The following is a 19,153-nucleotide window of genomic DNA, read 5'->3' as shown; positions in this document are numbered from 1 at the left end:
TGCCCCCGTCAGTGCAGCAAATCAGGCCACAACGTCGGCGGAATGCTGGCGACGTACTGGAATCCTGCGGCACCCAGGGGACGAAAAACGACCAGGGTGCCCTCTTTCGGAAAATAGCCGATCAAATCCATCAGATTCGGCGCGTGCGCGATGAGCAGGCGGTTTTTCCCCGCAGTCACCGGCTCGGCGAGCAGACGCCGGGTATTGGCCAGAATCGGCACTTTCTGTTCGCTGGTCAGGTTGGCCGTGTACATCAAGTCGTGGTCGATGCTCACAGGCTTGCCGGGAAAGGCAGCCGCCGCCGACTCATTGACCCGGCAGAGCGGGCTGATGCGAATCTCGCCAAGCGGAATGGCGGCCTTGCGCATCGCATCGCCGACCAGGGCCGCCTGCTTGCGCCCCTCATCGGTCAACGGGCGCTGCGTGCTGCAATCGTTGAGATCGACCGCAGGAAAGCGGTCAGGGCGGGTATTGTCGGTCGAGCCATGCCGCAGATAGAGCGTGTAACCGCCGTCGCGCAGACGATTCAGCGTTTCGCTGGTGGCCGGCTGCTCGACAAATTTTTTCACCGCAACCGGCGGCGGCACCAGCGTATCCTGCGCCAGAGCCGGCAGCGGCAAGACAAGCCCGGGCAGCAGGGCAAAGGACAAACAGAACACGGGCCTCATGGCATTCTCCATGGAATCAAGCAGCCTCTTCGGCATCGGGAAAGCGCGCAGCAATTTCGGCGAAGCTGTCGCGACAGGCGACAAAGGCGTCGACCACAGCAGGATCAAAATGGTTGCCGCGTCCATCGAGAATAATCTTTGTCGCCTCATCGAGCGTCATCGGCGGCTTATAAACACGACGGCTGATCAGCGCATCGAAAACGTCGGCCAAGGCCATCAGCCGCGCCGAGACGGGAATCGCCGCGCCGACGAGACCGGCCGGATAGCCGCTGCCGTCCCACTTTTCCTGGTGGCCGAGCGAGATTTCCTGAGCAACGCGCAGGAAGGCGAAGGCACCGTGTGCCAGTTCATCGGTATCCGGGTCGGCGCCGGCCACCGCCTGCAGCATCGCCCGACTGATTGCCTCGGCCCCGATCTTCGGGTGCGTCTTCATGATTTCGAATTCTTCAGCGGTCAACCGTCCCGGCTTGAGCAAAATGGCATCGGGAATGCCGACCTTGCCGATATCGTGCAGCGGTGCCGCCTTGACCACCATGTCCAGGCGCGGCCCGGCCAGCGCCTCGCGAAAGCCGTCATGGCCGGCCAGGTGGCGGGCCAGCACATCGACGTAGAGCTGGGTACGCACGATATGGTTGCCGGTCTCGTTGTCGCGCGCTTCGGCCAGGCAGGCCAAGGCGCGCACACTGAGTTCCTGGACGAGCAGGTTCTCGCGCATGCGGCGCGCCACTTCATGTTCGAGCCAGTCGTTTTCGCGCGCCAGGCGGTCGCGCGCATCCTTGAGTTCGAGTTGGGTGCGGACGCGGGCAAGGACGACAGCCGGACTAAAGGGTTTGGTGATGTAATCGACGGCGCCGAGTTTGAGGCCGCGTTCTTCGTCTTCCGAAGCCGACATCGCGGTGATGAAAATGACCGGTATGTTGCGCGTGGCAGCATCCTCACGCAGACGGCGCAGCACCTCATAGCCATCCATGCCGGGCATCATCACGTCGAGCAGGATCAGGTCGGGGCGATTCTCTGACTGTGCGATGCGCAGGGCCCGCTCACCCGAATTGGCAGCCTTGACCAGGTAACTGGAACAGAGCAATTCACCAAGAATCGTCAGGTTCTGCGGTGTGTCATCAACTATCAGGACGGTGCGCACCGGAGGCGAGCCTTGCGCTTCCTCTTGCGATGTCATGGTCATAGATCTCCTCTTTTACGAATAATAACCCCAAACCAAGGGTCGACGCATGAGGTTTTCAAGAATTTGATATTTTTAATATTTACGTAACACACCCTCTTCGGCAAGAAGATCGCCCCCTCCTAGACCGGCACCTTTGCCTCGCCGTGCGCGCCAAGCCGCAAGGACAGGGCTTCGGCGTGACGCAGCAGGCTTTTGACGACATCGCCATCAGGGCGCGTATCGAACATGCCCTGCACGCCAACCACCAGCACCGACATCGTGATTTCGTTCTTGAAATTGAAGACCGGTGCCGCTACCGCCTCGACGCCGGGCACCCGATGAAAACCGTCGGTGGTGGCGAAGCCCTTGGCACGGATGTCGGCCAGCATGGCTTCGATACCGCTTTTGGTTTTGAGTTCAGCGGGTACGTCGACCGCCTTGAGCTCGGCCGCAATCAGCGGCGCCACCGTCTTCTTCGGCATCCAGGCGGCAAAGACGCGGCCGGTCGCGGAAGAGAGCAGTTCAAGAACGGTGCCGGTAATCACGTTGACCGTAATCGGCCGGCGCGGCCGCTCCCAGCGCACGATGACCGGGCCGCGGTCGCCCCAGACCGCGAGCGCCGTGGTCTGGTTGATTTCGTCGCGCATCTCGGCGATGGCATTGAGGCCGAGACGTACGCGGTCGAGACGATCAAGCGCAACGAGACCGATATTCATCGCAAAGGGACCGAGATCGTAACGCGAGGTCATCGGGTCCTGTTCAACCAGGCCGGCGCGGATCAGGCTGACCAGGTAACGATGCGCCTTGGAAGGCGGCATCGCAGCGGCCGCCGCGATTTCCTTGAGCATCATCGCGCGCTGGCCATCGACCATGGCACGCAGAATGCCCATGCCGATCTCCAGTGACTGTACGCCGTGCTTGCCATCCGCTTCGTCGATCATCTCGCCCTCCGAGTTACGTTATTCGAAACTGATTCTATAATAATGCACTTCAGTCAAAAGCGAGCCTTCTTCATGTCCCTGCGTGTTTATGCCATTGACGGCATCGTCCCGGTTGTCGATCCCACCGCCTACGTTCATCCCAGCGCCGTGCTGATCGGCGACGTCATCGTCGGCCCGGGCTGCTACGTCGGCCCCTGCGCCAGCCTGCGCGGCGATTTCGGCCGCCTGATCCTGGAAGCCGGCGCCAACCTGCAGGACACCTGCGTCATGCACGGTTTTCCCGGCACCGACACGGTGGTCGAAGAGAACGGCCATATCGGCCATGGTGCCGTGCTGCACGGCTGCCGCATCGGCAAGAATGCACTGATCGGCATGAACGCGGTGATCATGGATAACGCGGTGATCGGCGAAGCGAGCATCGTCGCCGCCTCGGCCTTCGTCAAGGCCAGCCAGGTCGTCCCGCCGCAGGTGCTGGTCGCCGGTGTGCCGGCCAAGGTAATCCGGCCGCTGACGGAACAGGAAATGCGCTGGAAGGCGGACGGCACGCGCACCTACCAGGAACTGACCCGGCGCTGCCTGGCCAGCATGGTCGAAACCGCACCGCTGACGGCGGTCGAAGCCGACCGCAAGCGCATCGAAATGCCCGATGTCGTGCCGTTGACCGAGTTGAAGGCGCGCGGCTAGGCGGCGCGTTCGAGCGGGTCGTACTGCGGGAAGCGCTCGGCCAGGCTGGCATCCTCGGCCGGCACGCTGCCGTCGGCGAGGCACAGCACCTGGTCGAGATGGCGTGCCGAGAGGGGCTCCAGGCGCTTGTACAACTCCTTGCAGAGCAGGCGCGCCTGCTGCCCCGGCCAGTCGAGCGGCAGCAGCACTTCCGGCAGTTCCGGATCGCGCAGCAACAGACGCCGGTAATCGTGGATGAGCAAGGTGCGCAACAGGAAGGCATCCTGCGCGCTGACTTCGCCCAGTTGATCGTGCTGCAAATCGGTCAGGATCGGCTGGTAGACCGCCACGAACGCGGCATAAGCCTCGCCCAGGGCGCCGAGATCCCAGGCCCGGCGCACCAGGTCGGAATCGCTCGCCGAACGGGCCGAGCGCGAATCGGCGGCAAACAATGGCAGCAAGGCGCCGAGCGCATCACCCAGACCTTCGGCGATCAAGGCATCGAGCACGCTCGACAGTTCGGCGCTCGGGTGCACGAAACAGTCACCGCCGAGCGCACCGAAGCCCTGCCAGAACAGCGCACGCCGCACCTGCTCGCGGACCTTGGGCTCCAGATCGCCGACCACCAGGATCAGCCGCCAGCGGCGATCCCAGAGCGGTGCGTGCGCTGCATAAATATGCCGCGATGCTTCTTCGAAACGGCGTCGACCGGAAGCGGTCAGCACGTAATCGGCGCGCCGGCCGCAGGTTTCGGTGCGCAGCCATTCTTCCTTGGCAAGGCGGAAAACCGAGGTACGCACCAGGCGTTCGTTGAGTTCGAGCGGTTCGAGCAGGCGGATCAGGCTGCCCAGCCAGATGCGGCCGCCGCGCGGCAGGATGGCATCGCCAAAAACGGAAATGATCAGCGAACCGGCCTGAACCCGGCGCTGCTGCCGGAATTCATCAAGGCGGTTTTGGATGGAGTTGCTCACGGGATCGACGGCCAGATCGGAAGGTTCAACAGCAAAACCGGGAAGCCGGCCGACATCGAACGTCTGCTCCGCCCTCCCCGGCGTATCATTTTCAGCAAGGCGGAAGGATAGCAAAGTCGCCACCTGTTTAGCCAGAAATCAGGCCAAACCAGCCAACACGATACAAATAAGCACATAAGCTTTAATTATTTGTAGTGCTTTTAGCATACCCCACCAGGGCGCAGAAAGATTGCCGCGGCGGCTCGCCCCGGCTAAAGTCGGAATATTCGCGGGCGGTCCACCGCCCCGCCACAGGAAATTCCATGAGCCTGCTTGAAAATTCACTGATCATCCTGCTGCTGATCGCCACCAGTGCCTTCTTCGCCGTCTCCGAAATCGCGCTGGCCGCTGCCCGCAAAATCAAGCTGGAACAACTACTCGACGAAGGCGAACCGCGCGCTGCGCGCGTTCTCGCCCTGCAGGCCCAGCCCGGCCACTTCTTCACCGCCGTGCAGATCGGCCTCAACGCGGTCGCCATTCTCGCCGGCGTGCTCGGCGAAGGGGCTTACGCGCCGAGCTTCGCGCAACTATTCACCCGGCTGGTCGAGCCCGACACCGCCCAGACGCTGGGCTCGCTGACTTCCTTCCTGCTCGTCACGGTCGCCTTCGTGCTGGTCGCCGACCTCATTCCCAAGCGCATCGCCATCGTCGCGCCGGAAGCCATCGCGCTGCGCATCGCCGGCCCGATGGTCTTCTGCCTGCGTCTGCTGACGCCGCTGATCTGGGCGCTGAACGGCATCGCCACGCTGGTCATGACGCGCCTCGGCCTGCCGGCAACGCGGCCCGAAGACGTCACGCCTGAGGATATCGTCGCAATGGCCAATGCCGGCGCCGAAGCCGGTGTCGTCGCCCGCCAGGAGCGGCAGATGATCGAGAACGTCTTCGAGCTGGAAATCCGCACCGCGCCCTCGACGATGACCGCGCGCGAAAGCATCGTCTGGCTCGAACAGGGCGACAGCGAGGAAAACATCCGCGCCACGATCAGCGCCCAGCCGCACGCCAAGTTCCCGGTGTGCACCGGCGGCATCGACCATGTCATCGGCTATGTCGACTCGAAGGACATCCTCAGCCGCCTGCTCGACGGCAAGCCGCTGGCGCTGCGCGGCGAGGGCCTGTTGCGCAACATGCTGATCCTGCCGGAAACCCTGACCCTGGCCGAAATCATCGAGCAGTTCAAGGCGCAGCGCGAGGATTTTGCGCTGATCATCAACGAATACGCATTGATTGTCGGCCTGATCACCCTCAACGATGTGACCAGCACGCTGATGGGCAACACCATGCTGGCCCCCGCCGACGAGCAGATCATCCAGCGCGATGTCGATTCCTGGCTGGTGGACGGCATGACGCCGGTCGGCGACCTGGAAACGGTACTCGGCATCGAGCCATTCCCCGACGACGAGCAGTTCGAAACCATCGCCGGCTTCCTGATGTACACGCTGCGCAAGCTGCCGCGCCCGACCGACTCGGTCGAGCACGCCGGTTTCAAGTTCGAGGTCATCGACGTCGACAACCACAAGATCGACCAGCTGCTGGTGACGCGGATCAGGACCTGAGCCCGCGCCGCAGCCCCCCGGCCGCGGCGCCCCGCGTTCAGGCGGCGGACACCTTGAACTGCGCCATGGTCTGATCGAGCTTGCCGGCGGCGAAGGTGGTCAATTCGGCACTGCGCGCCGAAGCCAGGGTCGCCTCGCGCATCGCGTCGGCCGCCCCGGAAATCGCCTCGACCCGGTCGCCATAGGCATGCGTCGAACTGGCAATCTGGCTGATCGTCACGAACAGGCGCTCGACCACCTCATCGACCTCGCGCTTGTCGGAAGCCGCCGCACTGGCCAGGCGCAAGCCCTCTTCCATCTCGCTCATGCCAGTTTCCATGGTACGCACCGCCTGTTCGGCCTGGCTCTGCACACCGTTGATCATGCTGCCGATATCCGCCGTCGCGCCGCGCGTGCGCTCGGCCAGTTTCCTGACTTCATCGGCGACAACGGCAAAGCCGCGTCCGCTTTCGCCGGCCCGGGCTGCCTCGATCGCCGCATTGAGCGCCAGCAGGTTGGTCTGCTCGGCAATCTCGTTGATCAGCGTGACGATGCGCCCGATATCGAGGGTGCGCCGTTCGAGCTGGCGAATCGTGTCAGCCGACAGCTTTACCGACTCGCGGATACTCTGGCTACGCCCTTCGATCAGCGAAAACTGCGCCCGCGCTTCCTCGCTGGCACGCTGCACGACATCGCGCATGGCGTGCGTGTTGCTGGTCGCCGCATCGATTTCGCCGAGCTGGCCGCGGATCGCCGCCAGGATGTCGGCAACCGAGCCCTGCATGTCAACCGACACCGCGCCGGCATGGATATTCTTCTTCTGCAGCGTGCCGCTGGTTTCGCTGATCTCGCCGGAGGTCTTGGCGACCACGTGGATCATCTGCTCCAGGTTGTCGATGAAACTGTTGGTCCATTGCGCCAGCACGGTCGCCTCATCCACCCGGCCGTTGCTGCGCGGCAGGCGCTGCGCCAGGTTGCCGCCGCCTTCCGCCGTGCTGCGCAGGATGCGCGTCGCTTCGCGCAGGCGGTCGCTGATCGGTCGACAGCCAAAATATTCGAAAAACAGGGCGCCGCCCATCTGCAACAGACAGCCGGTCAGCATCGCCGGGCCGGCCCCGACATTGAGCAGTCCGGCCAGCGCAAATGCCACGCCCCAGGCCGCCACGGTGCTGAACAGGTAAAGACGTTGCAGGCGATAGGAGATGCTGCGGTAGCGATAGACCTCTTCGAGATCCGCCTCGCACATCATGCCCCAGGTATCGGGCGAGCCCGGCAGCTGGAAGGTGACGCCCTTGCCGATGACCGGAATGTGGCGGTAATCGGCATAGCCGGGATAGGTCACAAACAGGTTCTCGCCCTGGCGGATCGTCTCGCGCACACCGGGATGCAGCTGGCCGCTGGCCGGGTCGTTGAAAACCAGCTCCAGTTCGGTATGTTCCTTGACGCGGACCACGCCGAAATCGGTACGCACGCCGTCCTTCAGGTTGTCGCCATGGCTGAAGGTGTTGTCCTCGAAGCGCGAACGCGACAGGGCCGTGCCCTGGCGGATCGCCGGGTCAAAAACCGAATTGACCATGAACAGGTAGTTGTCGCCCGACTCGTGAAAAATGTGGCCGGCCTCGCGCTGGATCAGGTCGCCGAGCACGTCGTTCGGCACCCGGCCGCAGACGATGCCGACCACCGCGCCATCGACCACGATGGGCTGGTAGAACATCAGCGTCACGGCATCGTGAAAGCGCGAGGTCGACGGCGGCAGGCTCTTCGTCACCGGATCGCGATACGGCCCGTGCAGGAAAGGTGCGCGCAGGCCGGCCGCCACCGCCTGTGGCGCAGCGGCCTGCGCCCCTTCGCGCCCGGCATGTGACGAGCACAGCACACGACCGTTGGGATCCAGCACGAAAACCTCGGAAAACGCCTCGGCACGCTGCCGGCAATGGGCCAGGGTTTCGCGCCGGGTCTGCGGCCAGCCACCGGCGATCTCGCGCGCCAGGCCGTCGAGATAGGCCCAGTGCTGCTCGGTCCAGTTCATCAGGATGCGGACCCGTGTCCGGGCAAAGGATTCGAAGGTCTGCTCGATGGCCGGATAACGCTTGACGTTGCGGGCAGTCGCCCAGCGCATGGCCAGTTTGCCGTTGCGCCCCAGCCAGGGCAACCAGCCGCGCTCGGCGGTCGACAAATTCATCCGTTGACTTTTCAACATGGTGATTCCACTCCGGTAGCTAGACGATTGCTGCAATGCAATATCCGTACCGATGCACCATGCTGGCGTATTTCTTGATAAAAACCGTCGCCAAATCAGAGGCATGCTTGCACCATACCGGGGCGATTTGGCAAAAATGCAAGCCAGGCAAAAACCTGGAACATATCGACGCACCACCAAGGTGCAAGCATCGCACTCCCTGTTCCTGCAAAAAGGGCACGCATCGAAGGTCGACCGCCGGAATCCGACACCGGCATTGTTCGCACGGCGCAAGCCTACTAAAGTGAGGGCAACGCCGCTGCATCATCAAACAGGAGCCAGCCCCATGCCGATCCGCCCCCGCTTGCTTGTCCTGCTCGCCCTCGCCTGGAGCGCCGGCGCCCAGGCCGATATCTACAAATGCCGTACGGTCGACGGCAGCGTCGAGATTTCCAACACGCCCTGCGCCAGCCCGGCCAGCACGCTGAAAAGCCAACGCGACGAGCCGGTATCGGAAGCACAACGCCGCGAAGCCGAACGCGAAGTGGCGCGCATGAAGGAATTCGTCGAGAAACGCGAAGCGGCGCAACGCGCCGATGCCGCAGCCGAGCGTGAAACGCAGGCTACCCAGGCAGCCCAGGCGGCGGCATCCGCAAGTCAGGGCAATGCACAGAACATCGACGACTGCCTGCGCCAGCTCGACAGCCAGGCCGTTCCCCTCGGCCAGCGTTCCCAGATGGAGGCGGCCTGCCGCAGCGGTCGTCAGCCGGTCGTCGTACCGGTCTACACTCCCGGCTACGTGCCGGGTTATGCGCCGGGTTATGGCAATGGCGGCAACGACTGCGTCAGCAACGTCATGCGCCAAAACCTGCCGGCCGCCGAACGGCAACGCCGCATCGCGCAATGCCAGGGCGGCTCGATATCGATCCAGATCGGCGGCAGCCACCGGCCCGAACCGCGGCCGCAGGTGCCGGTGAAGTCGAGCCCGACACCACCGCCGGCCCCGACGCTCTCAGTCCCGCCCTGCCCGGCCAACAAGCCCAACTGCCGCTAACGCGGCAGCGCTCAGGCCGTGGTGTGTTGCTCGCCGTCCTTGCTCTGGCTGCCCAGGGTCAGTTCGGAGTTTTCGCTGAGCGCGAAGAAGAAGGCGTCGACCGCTTTCGGTTCGCCGGAGGCGGCGAAGGTTGTCTGACCGCATTCACACTGGCCGACCCAGATCGCTTCGATGCCGCGCAGGCCGCGCGTATCGACTGGGTGAATTGCCGTGACGTCGGCGCCGCAGCCGTTACAGACCAGCTTTTCCGGCTTGCTGGCGGCGATTTTGGCCTGCGCCTGGGCAATGCGTTCGGCCTGCGAACCGCGGTTTTTGGCTTGTCCCATGGGAATCCCCTGAATTTTCAAAGCGCGCAGGATAGCTGCCGGGCGCGCCGCTGTCGAATTCGCGGCGCGCTGTGGCACACTCGCCATGCTCGCCGCATGCCCATCGACTTTCTGCCCGCACCCAGACCATGACCACACTTCGCCCGCTCGTTCTCGCCAGTTTCCTGCTCGTCAGTGCCGCCGCCCAGGCCGCCACCGTCCAGCAGTTCCAGCCGCAGGGGAAGGTGGCTAGCCAGAGCCGCGTCACAGCGCGTTTCAGCGGCCCGCTGGTGGCGCTCGGCGCGACATCGGCGCCCGCCCCGTTCGCCATCGACTGCGCCGGCATTGCCGGCGAAGAGCGCTGGATCGACGAGCGAACCTGGGCCTGGCAGATGGCACGGCCGCTGCAACCCGGCGAGCGCTGCATTTTCACCCTCAAAAGCGGGTTGACCGCTGTAAACGGCGAGGCGGTCAACGGCCGCAACCGCTTCGAATTCAGCGGTGCCGCGCCGCGCCCGTGGAATCTCCGCCCGGCGCCCGGTTCCGGCATCGAGGAAGACCAGGCCTTCGTCATCAACGGCGGCGCCACGCTCGACCCGAAGTCGCTCGACAACAACCTGTGGTGCGAAGCCGAAGGCGTCGGCCAGCGCATCCCGGCGCGGCCGGTGAGCAAGGACATCCGCACCGCCGTGCTCGAACACGTCGGCGGCATGGGCAGCGCGCCGCTCGTCGTCGCCTGCGCCGAACGCCTGCCCAGCGGCAGCAAGATGAAACTGGTCTGGGGCAAGGGCATCCAGGCCAGCAACGGCACGCCGACCGAGAAGGAAGAAAGCTTCACCTACAAGGTGCGCGAGCCGTTCAAGGCGACGCTGAACTGCGAGCGCGAAAAGGCCGGCGCGCCCTGCTCGCCGCTGTCGGCGCTCACCCTCAATTTCAACGCGCCCTTCGATGCGAAGCTTTTGGCCAAATTCCGCCTGTTGACCGCTGACGGCCCGCGCGCCCCGCTCGACCCGAATGCCAAAAACGAAACCCGCGAAAGCACCTTCCAGAGCGTGACCTTCCCCGGTCCACTGCTGCAGAACGCGGAAATCACCGTCGAGATTCCGTCCGGCCTCAAGGACGATGCCGGCCGCTCGCTCGCCAATGCCGCCAGTTTCCCGCTCAAGACGAAAACCGGCGGCCTGCCGCCGCTCGCCAAGTTCCCCGGCGGCTTCGGCATTCTTGAACTGAAGGAAGGCGGCCTGCTGCCGGTCACCCTGCGCAATGTCGAGGCGGCGCTCAAGACGGCCCGCCTGGCGCTACCCGGCAGCCATCGTTTCAGCGAACAGCGCCTGACCGAAGACGCCGACGTGATCGCCGCCATGCAGGCCCTGGAAAAGTTCGAGCAGCAAAGCGGCAAGGTTCGCCTGCTCATCGACGGCAAGATGGAAGAGCGCTACGACCCCTACTACGCCCGCGAACTGTCCTTCCTCGCCAAACGTCCCGGCGTCAGCCGCCAGGACCTGCCCAAGCCGGGCGGCAGCAGTGAATTCGAGGTGGTTGGCATTCCGCTCGCCAAACCCGGCTACCACATCGTCGAAATCGAGAGCCAGTTGCTCGGCACGGCACTGCTCGCCACGCCCAAGCCGATGTACGTGCGCGCCGCGGCGCTGGTCACCAACCTCGCCGTGCATCTGAAAACCGGCAAGGACAATGCCCTGGTCTGGGTCACCGCGCTCGATTCCGGCAAGCCGGTGGCCGATGCCGCGATCGCCATTTCCGGCTGCGACGGCAGTTCGCTGTGGCAGGGCAAGACCGACCGCCTCGGCCGCGCCCTCGTCGAGCAGGCGCTGCGCGTGCCGAATTGCCGCAACGGCAGCAACTTCCTGTTCGCCAGCGCGCGCCTCAACGGCGACTACAGCTTCGTGCGCTCGGACTGGAACGAAGGCATCGAACCCTGGCGCTTCGGTGTCGAAACCTGGGGCGAGACGGGCGACTTCAAGATCCACAGCATCCTCGACCGCAGCCTGTTCCGACCCGGCCAGACGGCCTCCTTCAAGCACATCGCACGCAGCCGCAACAGCCGCAGCTTCACGCTGCCCGAGCTGGCCGGCCTGCCCGACAAGCTGGTCATCCGCCACAACGAAACCGGCACCGAATTCACCCAGCCGATCAGCTGGGATACGCAGGCCTCAGCGGTCAACAGCTGGAAAGTGCCCGAATCCGCCAAGCTCGGCACCTACGAAATCGTGCTCTCCGGCGGCAAGCGCGGCGAAATCTACAGCGGCGAATTCCGCGTCGCCGACTTCCGCCTGCCGGTGTTCACGGGCAGCGTGCAAGGCGTACCCGGCCGCCAGGTGGCGCCAACCAAAGTGCCGCTGGCGCTCGGCCTGTCCTTCCTCAACGGCGGCGCCGCGAAGAACGCGGACGTCGAAGTCTCCGCCACGCTGCGCCCGCGCTGGCCGGTGTACAAGCATTACGAGGCCTACAGCTTCCAGCTCGGGTTCAACGACGAGGAACGCGCCGCCTTCAAGATCGACGGTGACAGCGAGTCCGAAACCCTGATCCTCGACCGCCAGGCGCTGACGCTCGACAAGGCCGGCGCCGGCAAGCTCGACGTCACGCTGCCGGCCAAGCCGAAAGGCCCGAGCGAGGTCTATGCCGAGATGAGTTTTGCCGACCCGAATGGCGAAATCCAGACCATCCACGGCCGCGTCGAACTGTGGCCGGCCGCGCTCACCGTCGGCATCAAGGTTGCCGACTGGGCGTCGAGCGGCGGCAAGAACCGCGTCGAAATAGTCGCCCTCGACACCGCCGGCAAGCCGCTCGCCGGCCAGCAGGTCAGCGTCAAGGCCAAGCGCCGCATCGACAGCAGCCACCGCCGGCGCATCGTCGGCGGCTTCTACGCCTACGAGAACAACAGCGAATACAAGGATCTCGGCGAAGTCTGCGCCGGCACCACCGACAGCCGCGGCCTGCTGCTCTGCGAACCGAAGGGCGGCGAATCCGGCTCGATCTACCTGCTCGCCGAAGCCAAGGACAACGCCGGCAACATCGCCCGCGCCGGCACCAGCTACTGGGTCACCGGCGCCGGCGACCTGTGGTTTGCCGCCGGCAACCAGGACCGCATCGACGTCATCCCGGAAAAGAAGGCCTACGCGCCCGGCGACACCGCGCGCTTCCAGGTGCGCACGCCCTTCCGCGAAGCGACCGCGCTGATCTCGGTGGAAACCTCCGGCATCATCGAAACCTTCGTCCAGCCGCTGTCGCGCTTCAAGCCGGTGGTCGAACTACCGGTCAAGGCGGAATGGGGTCCGAACGTTTTCGTCTCGGTGCTCGCCGTGCGCGGCCGCGTCGAGCCGCTCAAGTGGTATTCGTTTTTCGACTGGGGCTGGCGTGAACCGCTGAGCTGGTTCAAGGAATGGTGGAACCCGGAACAGCCGACCGCCATGGTCGACCTGGCAAAACCCGCCTACCGCCTCGGCCTCGCCGAAATCGCCGTGGGCACCGAGGGCTTCAGGCTCAAGGTCGATATCAGCAGCGACAAGACCGACTACCGGCCGCGCGAAGAAGCGACGGTGAAGATCAGGGTCACGACGCCGGACGGCAAGCCCGCCCCGGCCGGCACCGAAGTCGCCTTTGCCGCGGTCGACCAGGCGCTGCTCGAACTGCGCCCGAACGACAGCTGGAACCTGCTCGACGCGATGCTGCAAAAACGCGGCTACGAGGTCGAGACGGCAACCGCGCAATCGATGGTGATCGGCAAGCGCCACTTCGGCAAGAAAGCCCTGCCGCCCGGCGGTGGCGGCGGCCGCGCCCCGGCCCGCGAGCTGTTCGACACCCTGCTCAAGTGGCAGCCGCGCGTCGTGCTCGACAACACCGGCAGCGCCACGCTCAAGGTCACGATGAACGACTCGCTGAGCGAATTCAAGCTGGTCGGCATCGCCACCGCCGGCGCCGGCCTGTTCGGCACCGGCAGCGCCAGCGTCAAGACCAAGCAGGACCTGCAGGTCATCTCCGGCCTGCCGCCGCTGGTGCGCGAAGGCGATACCTTCAAGGCGCTGCTCACGCTGCGCAACGGCACGGCGCGCCAGATGGTCGTAGCGGTCAACGGCAAAAACGGGGCCAATTTGCTCGCCGCGCAAAAACTCACGCTCGCCCCGGAAGGCGCCGGCGAACTGAGCTGGAACATCAGCGCTGCCGAAGGTGTGAGCAGCCAGCAATGGGAATTCAGCGCGAAAGAAGACGGCGGCAACGGCCAGGACACGCTGCGCATCACGCAGCAAATCGCCCCTGCCGTGCCGGTCACCGTGCAACAGGCCAGCTTCACGCGCATTGCCGGCAGCTTTGAAGTACCGGTCACGCCGCCGGCCGGCGCGCTGCCCGGCAAGGGCGGGCTGGAAATCAGCCTGTCCCCCAAACTCGCCACGCCGCCGCCCGGCCTCAAGCGCTTCTTCGAAGAATACCCCTTCGGCTGCCTGGAACAGAAAACCTCGGTTGCCGTCGGCCTGCACGACGAAAAGCGCTGGCAGGAAATCGCCAACACCCTGCCCGGCTACCTCGACAACAACGGGCTGGCCAGCTACTTCCCGGGCAGCGGCGGCAGCGCCACGCTCACCGCCTACCTGCTCGACCTGGTCACGCTGGCCGGCTTCACGTTGCCCGAAGACAGCCGCCAGCGCATGCTGCAAGGCCTCACCGCCTTTGTCGAAGGGCGCATCAAGACCAACGAATGGGCGCCCGGCGACTACTCGCTGGCGCGCCGCCTGAATGCGCTCGAAGCCCTCGTCCGCCAGGGCAGCAAGCCGGCCCGCGCCGCCGCAGCGCTGGAAATCGACCCGCTGCGCCTGTCGACCGCTGCGCTGATCGACTGGGTGCAGATCGCGCGCGCCCTGCCCGAACTGCCGCAACGCGACAAGAAGCTCGCCGACGCCAAACAGGAACTGCGCAACCGCCTCAGCTACGCCGGCAGCCGCCTCGTCTTCACCAGCGAACGCGACGACTACGGCTGGTGGATGATGCTCAGCGCCGATGCCAACGCCTTCCGCCTGATCGAAGCCATGCTCGATGACCCGGACTGGAAGGACGACCTGCCGCGCCTCGTGCAGGGCGCCATGGAACGCCAGGTGCGCGGCCGCTGGCTGACCACCACGGCCAACGCCTGGGCGCGCGTCACGCTCGACCGGTTTGCGCAGAAATTCGAGCGTGAACCGGTGGCCGGCACCACCCAGGCCAGCCTCGCCAAGGCGAAAGCCGAACTCGACTGGAAGAAACTCGCCGCCGGCGAAACCGCCGCCCCGCTCAACCTGCCCTGGCCGACCGCGCCGGGCAAGGACGACAAGCTCAACATCAGCCACCAGGGCAGCGGCAAGCCATGGGCGACGATCCAGCTGCTCGCCGCGATCCCCGACGGCCCGGCCCGCGCCATGGGCTACCGGATCAGCCGCAAGGTCACGCCCATCCAGGAAAAGACGCCGGGCAAGATCAGCCGCGGCGATCTCTGGCGCATCACGCTGACCGTCGATGCCGACAACGCCATGAGCTGGGTCGCCCTCTCCGACCCGATCCCGGCCGGTGCGCGTATCATGGGCGACGGCGACGGCCGCGACTCGGCCATCGCCGGCCTCGACGAAAACCGCAGCAACCGCGGCATGTGGCCGACCTACGTCGAACGCAGCTTCAGCGCCTTCCGCGCCTACTACGCCATGCTGCCGAAAGGCCGCTTCAGCATCGAGTACACCCTGCGCCTCAACAACGCCGGCAACTTCGCCCTGCCGCCGACCCGTGTCGAAGCGATGTATGCCCCTGACGTTTTTGGCGAAATGCCGAATGGAAGGGTCGTCGTGGGCGAGTGAATGCTTGCGCCATATGCAGCGGTCAATTAACCTGACCGTTCCTCCTTCGTCGTCCGGAAAACGATGACCGCTGCACCACCCCGCCCGACGCTGTCTCCCGAATACCTCGACGACGCCCGCATCCTCACCCAACTGCCGCCCGGCGCCCCCGGCACCGGGCCGCTCGTCGACCGCTACGGCGACGCCCTGCTCTGCATCCGCCAGCGCCTCGACCCGCAACAAAAACGCAAGCTGACCACGGTCGAAATCATCGTCGAAACCCAACCGGCAGAACCGGAACCCACCGCCTGGCTACGCATCGGCTACGGCGAAACCGAGCTGCGCGAACGCGTCAAGGAAGCGGGCGGGGAATGGCATCCGGAGTGCAAGCTTTGGCGGCTGGCGCAAAAAAGCGTTGCGGCGATGAGGCTGGAGATGCGGGTGGTGGCGGGTGTTTAGATATGGAAATGTGTTGATGTCCAGTATTGGAATGATGTGTCCGGATTTAGCTATTAATGGCTAGATTTGGATTTTTACTATGGCGTCTACTTCACGTTGGGGGTCATAAGCGATGGCTGATTTAGAGTTCATCTCGCCAAATGACGGTTCAGTTTTGTCGCTTACTGTCACACAGTGCAATGGAGGCGAAACTGACTTTGAAGTTGCGGTCAAAACCCCATGGTTTTCGGGTGTCGCTCCGGCTTCAACCTATATGAACGGTTCTCCAGCGGTGATGTTTTGTGAAATGGCGAACGCCTGGACCGGATGGAAAGGCCAAAAGAAATGGAGCGACCTTGAGGGTCGTGTTGAGTTTCTTGCTTCCTCTGACTCAACCGGGCACGTTGCCTTGACCATAAAACTCGTTGGCCAAAACTACGACTCCGATCTGCTTGTCGTTCTAAAGTACGACGCCGGGCAACTAGATGGAATGGCAAAAGCAATTTCCCGGTTACTGGGTGCCAAATGACCCCCAACCCTGCGGTCGACCTCGCTCCCTTCGGTCGCTGGACGCTGCGCGATGAAGCCGCGCTACGCCGCTCACCTCTACGTTGGGCGTCTTTAACTCGGAAGGAATACGATCTGATATGAATACATTTCTGGCTCCGCTGCTCTCGATAGTTCTGCTGGCGCTCTCAAACGTCGCAGCGGCTGATTGGTTCCTTTCATCGGAAACCAAGGCGCTAATTGTCAAAGCCGAAGCTGGCGATATCGATGCCCAGCTTCGTGTTGGTGCTGCATACGACTTCGGGAAAGGCGCACCCCGCGACGGAACCGAAGCAATGAGGTGGTACCGCATGGCTGCTGATCGCGACAACGCAGAGGCTCAAAATAGCGTTGGAAGCGGACTCCAAGCAGAGAAGCGCTACGAAGAAGCGCTGCCTTGGTACGAGAAGGCATCCGCACAGGGGCATGCGCTTGCCACCAACAACCTCGCCTATCTTCACGACCTCGGCTTGGGAGTAAAGCAAGATCGTCGCAAAGGCTTCGAGCTGTACTCCCATGCGGCTGATCTTGGTTGGGCCGAAGCTATGTGGAACATTGCGAATATGTACGGCGCGGGCCAACTCGGAGAGAAGGACATGGTGAGCGCTTGCGTTTGGGCAATGCGGGCACGCAAGTTTTCTGCACCGCAGGAGCGCCAGCTACAAAACCATCTTAGTCGGGTCATTCCTCAACTTGAAGGCATGCTGTCCCCCGAGCAGTTGGCATCATGCAATCAGCAATCCGAAAACTGGGCACCGATAGCGTTTCGCAAAAAAGACGCCCAACCCGGCAATCAACAGGACGCTGCGCGATGAAGCCACGCAGCGCCTGTTACTTAGAACGTTGGGACTCATGAAAATCACACTCGACTCTGCTCGCTCACTCGTCGCCCAGATAGATGCAGCGAGCGCAAAGTGCTCCGAGTCACTTTCCGTTGTCCGCGCCAACGAGGGACTGGGAGAACTCGAGGTCTATGCCAAATTGGTTGGACTCTTCTTAGGTCACAGTTACACAAACATTTTGGCGCCCATCTGGGATCGCTTCCCGGAACTTGAGCCCGAATCGTTTAAGGAGCCATACCAAGACAAGAGCGAAAACCGAGTCTCACGCCTCAATCCCAAAGGGCAATTGCCGACTTCCTCTCTTTGGCAGTTCCCGCGCTTTCTGAAGCTCAACGATTGCTTGCCGGGTCACAGGCCGAAGAGGCACTTCCTTTTGGTGGCTTGCCAGAAATCGAGCGTTCAGTCGCGGAGATCGATGAATTCTTGCGCAACCCACGCTTCCGCGACCTCACTCCGTAATGCAATAGGGGACAGACCATGATTTTTCCCGCACCAGTTTTTTTAAACCGTGGCCTGTCCCCTTGGGTCTTGTAACTTCAAGCAACTAAAGGGGTCGGGTTGAAGAAAGCGCCCCCTGATAATCCAACCAAACAATCCATCATCAACCGGACCTGTGCAAAAGCCGCACAGACTGACAATCTTCCACAGTATTTTTCTGAAAAATATGCTTACCCCTCTTAAAGTCCTCACAGTTATTTGCGCATTAATTCTGACCGGATGCGCGGCAACCGTTGAACGCACCGCGAACTCGGAGAGCCGACTAGCAATCAGCAAAGGTGATGCCAATAGCATTGTGCTAGCTGTTAGAGGCTCTGATATCGCAACAACGTCGGAAGATTGGGAAAAGCTTCGCCAGGAATGGCGGGAAGCAATGAAAGATGCGGCGGAGGAATATGGAATGGCAATTTCATATCAGGAATCAAGTGCCGAATTGTCGCAAAAGAACCAGACACTGGTCGTCATCAAGGTTAATGATTACCGCTATGTCTCGCAGGGTGCTAGATTCATGCTCGGAATCATGACAGGGAACGCATTTGTTGATGCAGATGTATCGTTCTTTGAATTACCTAGCAAGACACCTGCCGGCACGCGAAACTACAAAACATCTTCTTCTGCAGGTAGCGGAATTTTTGCCCCAATGATTAGCAAACAAATCCGGAGTATTTCAGGTGAAATCGTGCGGGAAATAAACCAGAGATAATGGCAGTGGCAACCAATAACAATTGAATTGACCAGATTGAATTAAAAATTATTTAGCGGCTAATTTAATCAATGGAATCGTTTTTTTCCGACTTCTAAAAATCGCATCACCATACAAACATGAGACTCCTAAAACTCTTCTTCATTGCTGCATTAATCGTCGGTTTGGGAATTTTCTGCTATGACCGGCTGCCTAAAAAATATAGATACGAAATTGATGACTGGTATGCCCGACTGGGTGAGCCAACATTTATCGAGTCGCCGGACAGTTTCACAAACCGGCCGCAGGATGACCTGATCAGAGAGTACAAAAATCGCGGCCACAAGCTGAAGTGCTACGGAAATCTTCAGCATGAGGAGAGAATCACGGCCCAGAATGATTTTCTTTGTTTAGCGCACATCAATACTGCCTATGACGGAATTCCGGCACGACTTGTCACCTTTTTCTTCACGAAAGGCGAGCTCAGCGAGGTCAGACTTGAATTTCCCAGTTCTTCATTCAAGAAACTAATGAGCTATCTCTCCAGAAAGCTCGAAAATCGCAGGCGCCTGGACAGAATTCCCGGAAACAATTTCGGAACAGATAACATGGGTGGAAAACTGATGGTCTGGGAGGTCCCCACCGGAGTGCTGGTCACCTCCGACAGCGAGGTTCCCGGTGACATCACTGTCTTGATTTGGCTTAGTAAAAAGTCTTTGGCACGCTAACTTTACGATTAACCGACAATTCGAAAAATTAGTTAGATTTAATTAAAAATAAATCACCCACCTTTCAATTGTTTTTTATCTACAGCCTCGTC

15 protein-coding genes are annotated in these 19,153 nt (G+C 62.4%); 9 read left to right on the top strand and 6 right to left on the bottom strand.

Features of this window, described 5'->3' with window-relative positions; genetic code table 11:
• Window positions 1–8 precede the first annotated feature (8 nt).
• The 3 genes from KIG99_RS17020 to KIG99_RS17010 all read right to left on the bottom strand — a co-directional run bounded on the left by KIG99_RS17020 (window position 9) and on the right by KIG99_RS17010 (window position 2,771).
• Window positions 9–668: a histidine phosphatase family protein gene (locus KIG99_RS17020; RefSeq protein ID WP_226461230.1), complete on the bottom strand. Its 660-nt coding sequence runs from the start codon at window positions 666–668 to the stop codon at window positions 9–11.
• Window positions 669–684: 16 nt separating this feature from the next.
• Window positions 685–1,845, bottom strand: a complete 1,161-nt coding sequence (locus KIG99_RS17015; RefSeq protein ID WP_226461229.1) for a response regulator — start codon at window positions 1,843–1,845, stop codon at window positions 685–687.
• A gap of 125 nt (window positions 1,846–1,970) precedes the next feature.
• A complete protein-coding gene (locus KIG99_RS17010; protein ID WP_226461228.1) occupies window positions 1,971–2,771 on the bottom strand; it encodes an IclR family transcriptional regulator in 801 nt (266 codons plus the stop codon).
• Window positions 2,772–2,843: 72 nt separating this feature from the next.
• On the opposite strand from KIG99_RS17010, the gene paaY reads away from it, so the two are divergent.
• Window positions 2,844–3,455: a phenylacetic acid degradation protein PaaY gene (gene paaY / locus KIG99_RS17005; RefSeq protein ID WP_226461227.1), complete on the top strand. Its 612-nt coding sequence runs from the start codon at window positions 2,844–2,846 to the stop codon at window positions 3,453–3,455.
• Here paaY and paaX read toward each other — a convergent pair.
• Window positions 3,452–4,405 carry a phenylacetic acid degradation operon negative regulatory protein PaaX gene (gene paaX, locus KIG99_RS17000; RefSeq protein WP_226461226.1) on the bottom strand — a complete coding sequence of 318 codons (954 nt, stop codon included), beginning with the start codon at window positions 4,403–4,405 and terminating at the stop codon, window positions 3,452–3,454. The two genes, paaY and paaX, sit on opposite strands and share 4 nt — an antisense overlap.
• Before the next feature lie 302 nt (window positions 4,406–4,707).
• Here paaX and KIG99_RS16995 point away from each other — a divergent pair, with 302 nt between their 5' ends.
• The gene (locus tag KIG99_RS16995) at window positions 4,708–5,997 is read left to right on the top strand and encodes a hemolysin family protein (RefSeq protein ID WP_226461225.1); all 1,290 of its coding nucleotides are present in this window, start codon (window positions 4,708–4,710) and stop codon (window positions 5,995–5,997) included.
• A gap of 37 nt (window positions 5,998–6,034) precedes the next feature.
• Here KIG99_RS16995 and KIG99_RS16990 read toward each other — a convergent pair whose 3' ends face one another.
• Window positions 6,035–8,176, bottom strand: a complete 2,142-nt coding sequence (locus tag KIG99_RS16990; RefSeq protein WP_226461224.1) for a methyl-accepting chemotaxis protein — start codon at window positions 8,174–8,176, stop codon at window positions 6,035–6,037.
• Window positions 8,177–8,501: 325 nt separating this feature from the next.
• Between KIG99_RS16990 and KIG99_RS16985 the strand changes: the two genes are divergently transcribed.
• Window positions 8,502–9,209, top strand: a complete 708-nt coding sequence (locus KIG99_RS16985; RefSeq protein ID WP_226461223.1) for a DUF4124 domain-containing protein — start codon at window positions 8,502–8,504, stop codon at window positions 9,207–9,209.
• Window positions 9,210–9,220: 11 nt separating this feature from the next.
• Here KIG99_RS16985 and KIG99_RS16980 read toward each other — a convergent pair whose 3' ends face one another.
• A complete protein-coding gene (locus KIG99_RS16980) occupies window positions 9,221–9,535 on the bottom strand; it encodes a hypothetical protein (protein ID WP_226461222.1) in 315 nt (104 codons plus the stop codon).
• Between the two features lie 128 nt (window positions 9,536–9,663).
• Here KIG99_RS16980 and KIG99_RS16975 point away from each other — a divergent pair, with 128 nt between their 5' ends.
• From KIG99_RS16975 to KIG99_RS16950, 6 genes are all read left to right on the top strand, one after another.
• Entirely contained in the window at window positions 9,664–15,348 is a 5,685-nt protein-coding gene (locus tag KIG99_RS16975) for an alpha-2-macroglobulin family protein (protein ID WP_226461221.1), read from the top strand.
• Between the two features lie 63 nt (window positions 15,349–15,411).
• Window positions 15,412–15,786, top strand: coding sequence for a hypothetical protein (locus tag KIG99_RS16970; RefSeq protein WP_226461220.1), 375 nt, complete (start codon window positions 15,412–15,414; stop codon window positions 15,784–15,786).
• Between the two features lie 112 nt (window positions 15,787–15,898).
• On the top strand, window positions 15,899–16,294 hold the full coding sequence (locus KIG99_RS16965; RefSeq protein ID WP_226461219.1) for a DUF6228 family protein: 396 nt from the start codon (window positions 15,899–15,901) through the stop codon (window positions 16,292–16,294).
• Between the two features lie 118 nt (window positions 16,295–16,412).
• Complete coding sequence (locus tag KIG99_RS16960; RefSeq protein ID WP_226461218.1) at window positions 16,413–17,126, top strand: tetratricopeptide repeat protein; 714 nt, start codon at window positions 16,413–16,415, stop codon at window positions 17,124–17,126.
• 640 nt (window positions 17,127–17,766) lie between these two features.
• Window positions 17,767–18,354 (top strand): hypothetical protein, encoded by a 588-nt coding sequence (locus tag KIG99_RS16955; protein ID WP_226461217.1) that lies wholly within the window; start codon window positions 17,767–17,769, stop codon window positions 18,352–18,354.
• 119 nt (window positions 18,355–18,473) lie between these two features.
• Complete coding sequence (locus tag KIG99_RS16950; RefSeq protein WP_226461216.1) at window positions 18,474–19,061, top strand: hypothetical protein; 588 nt, start codon at window positions 18,474–18,476, stop codon at window positions 19,059–19,061.
• Window positions 19,062–19,153 lie beyond the last annotated feature (92 nt).

Source organism: Quatrionicoccus australiensis (assembly GCF_020510425.1).
Lineage (GTDB): Bacteria > Pseudomonadota > Gammaproteobacteria > Burkholderiales > Rhodocyclaceae > Azonexus > Azonexus australiensis_A.
Note: the sequence above shows the minus strand (reverse complement) of the source record. Positions and strands in the feature narration are given on the sequence as shown.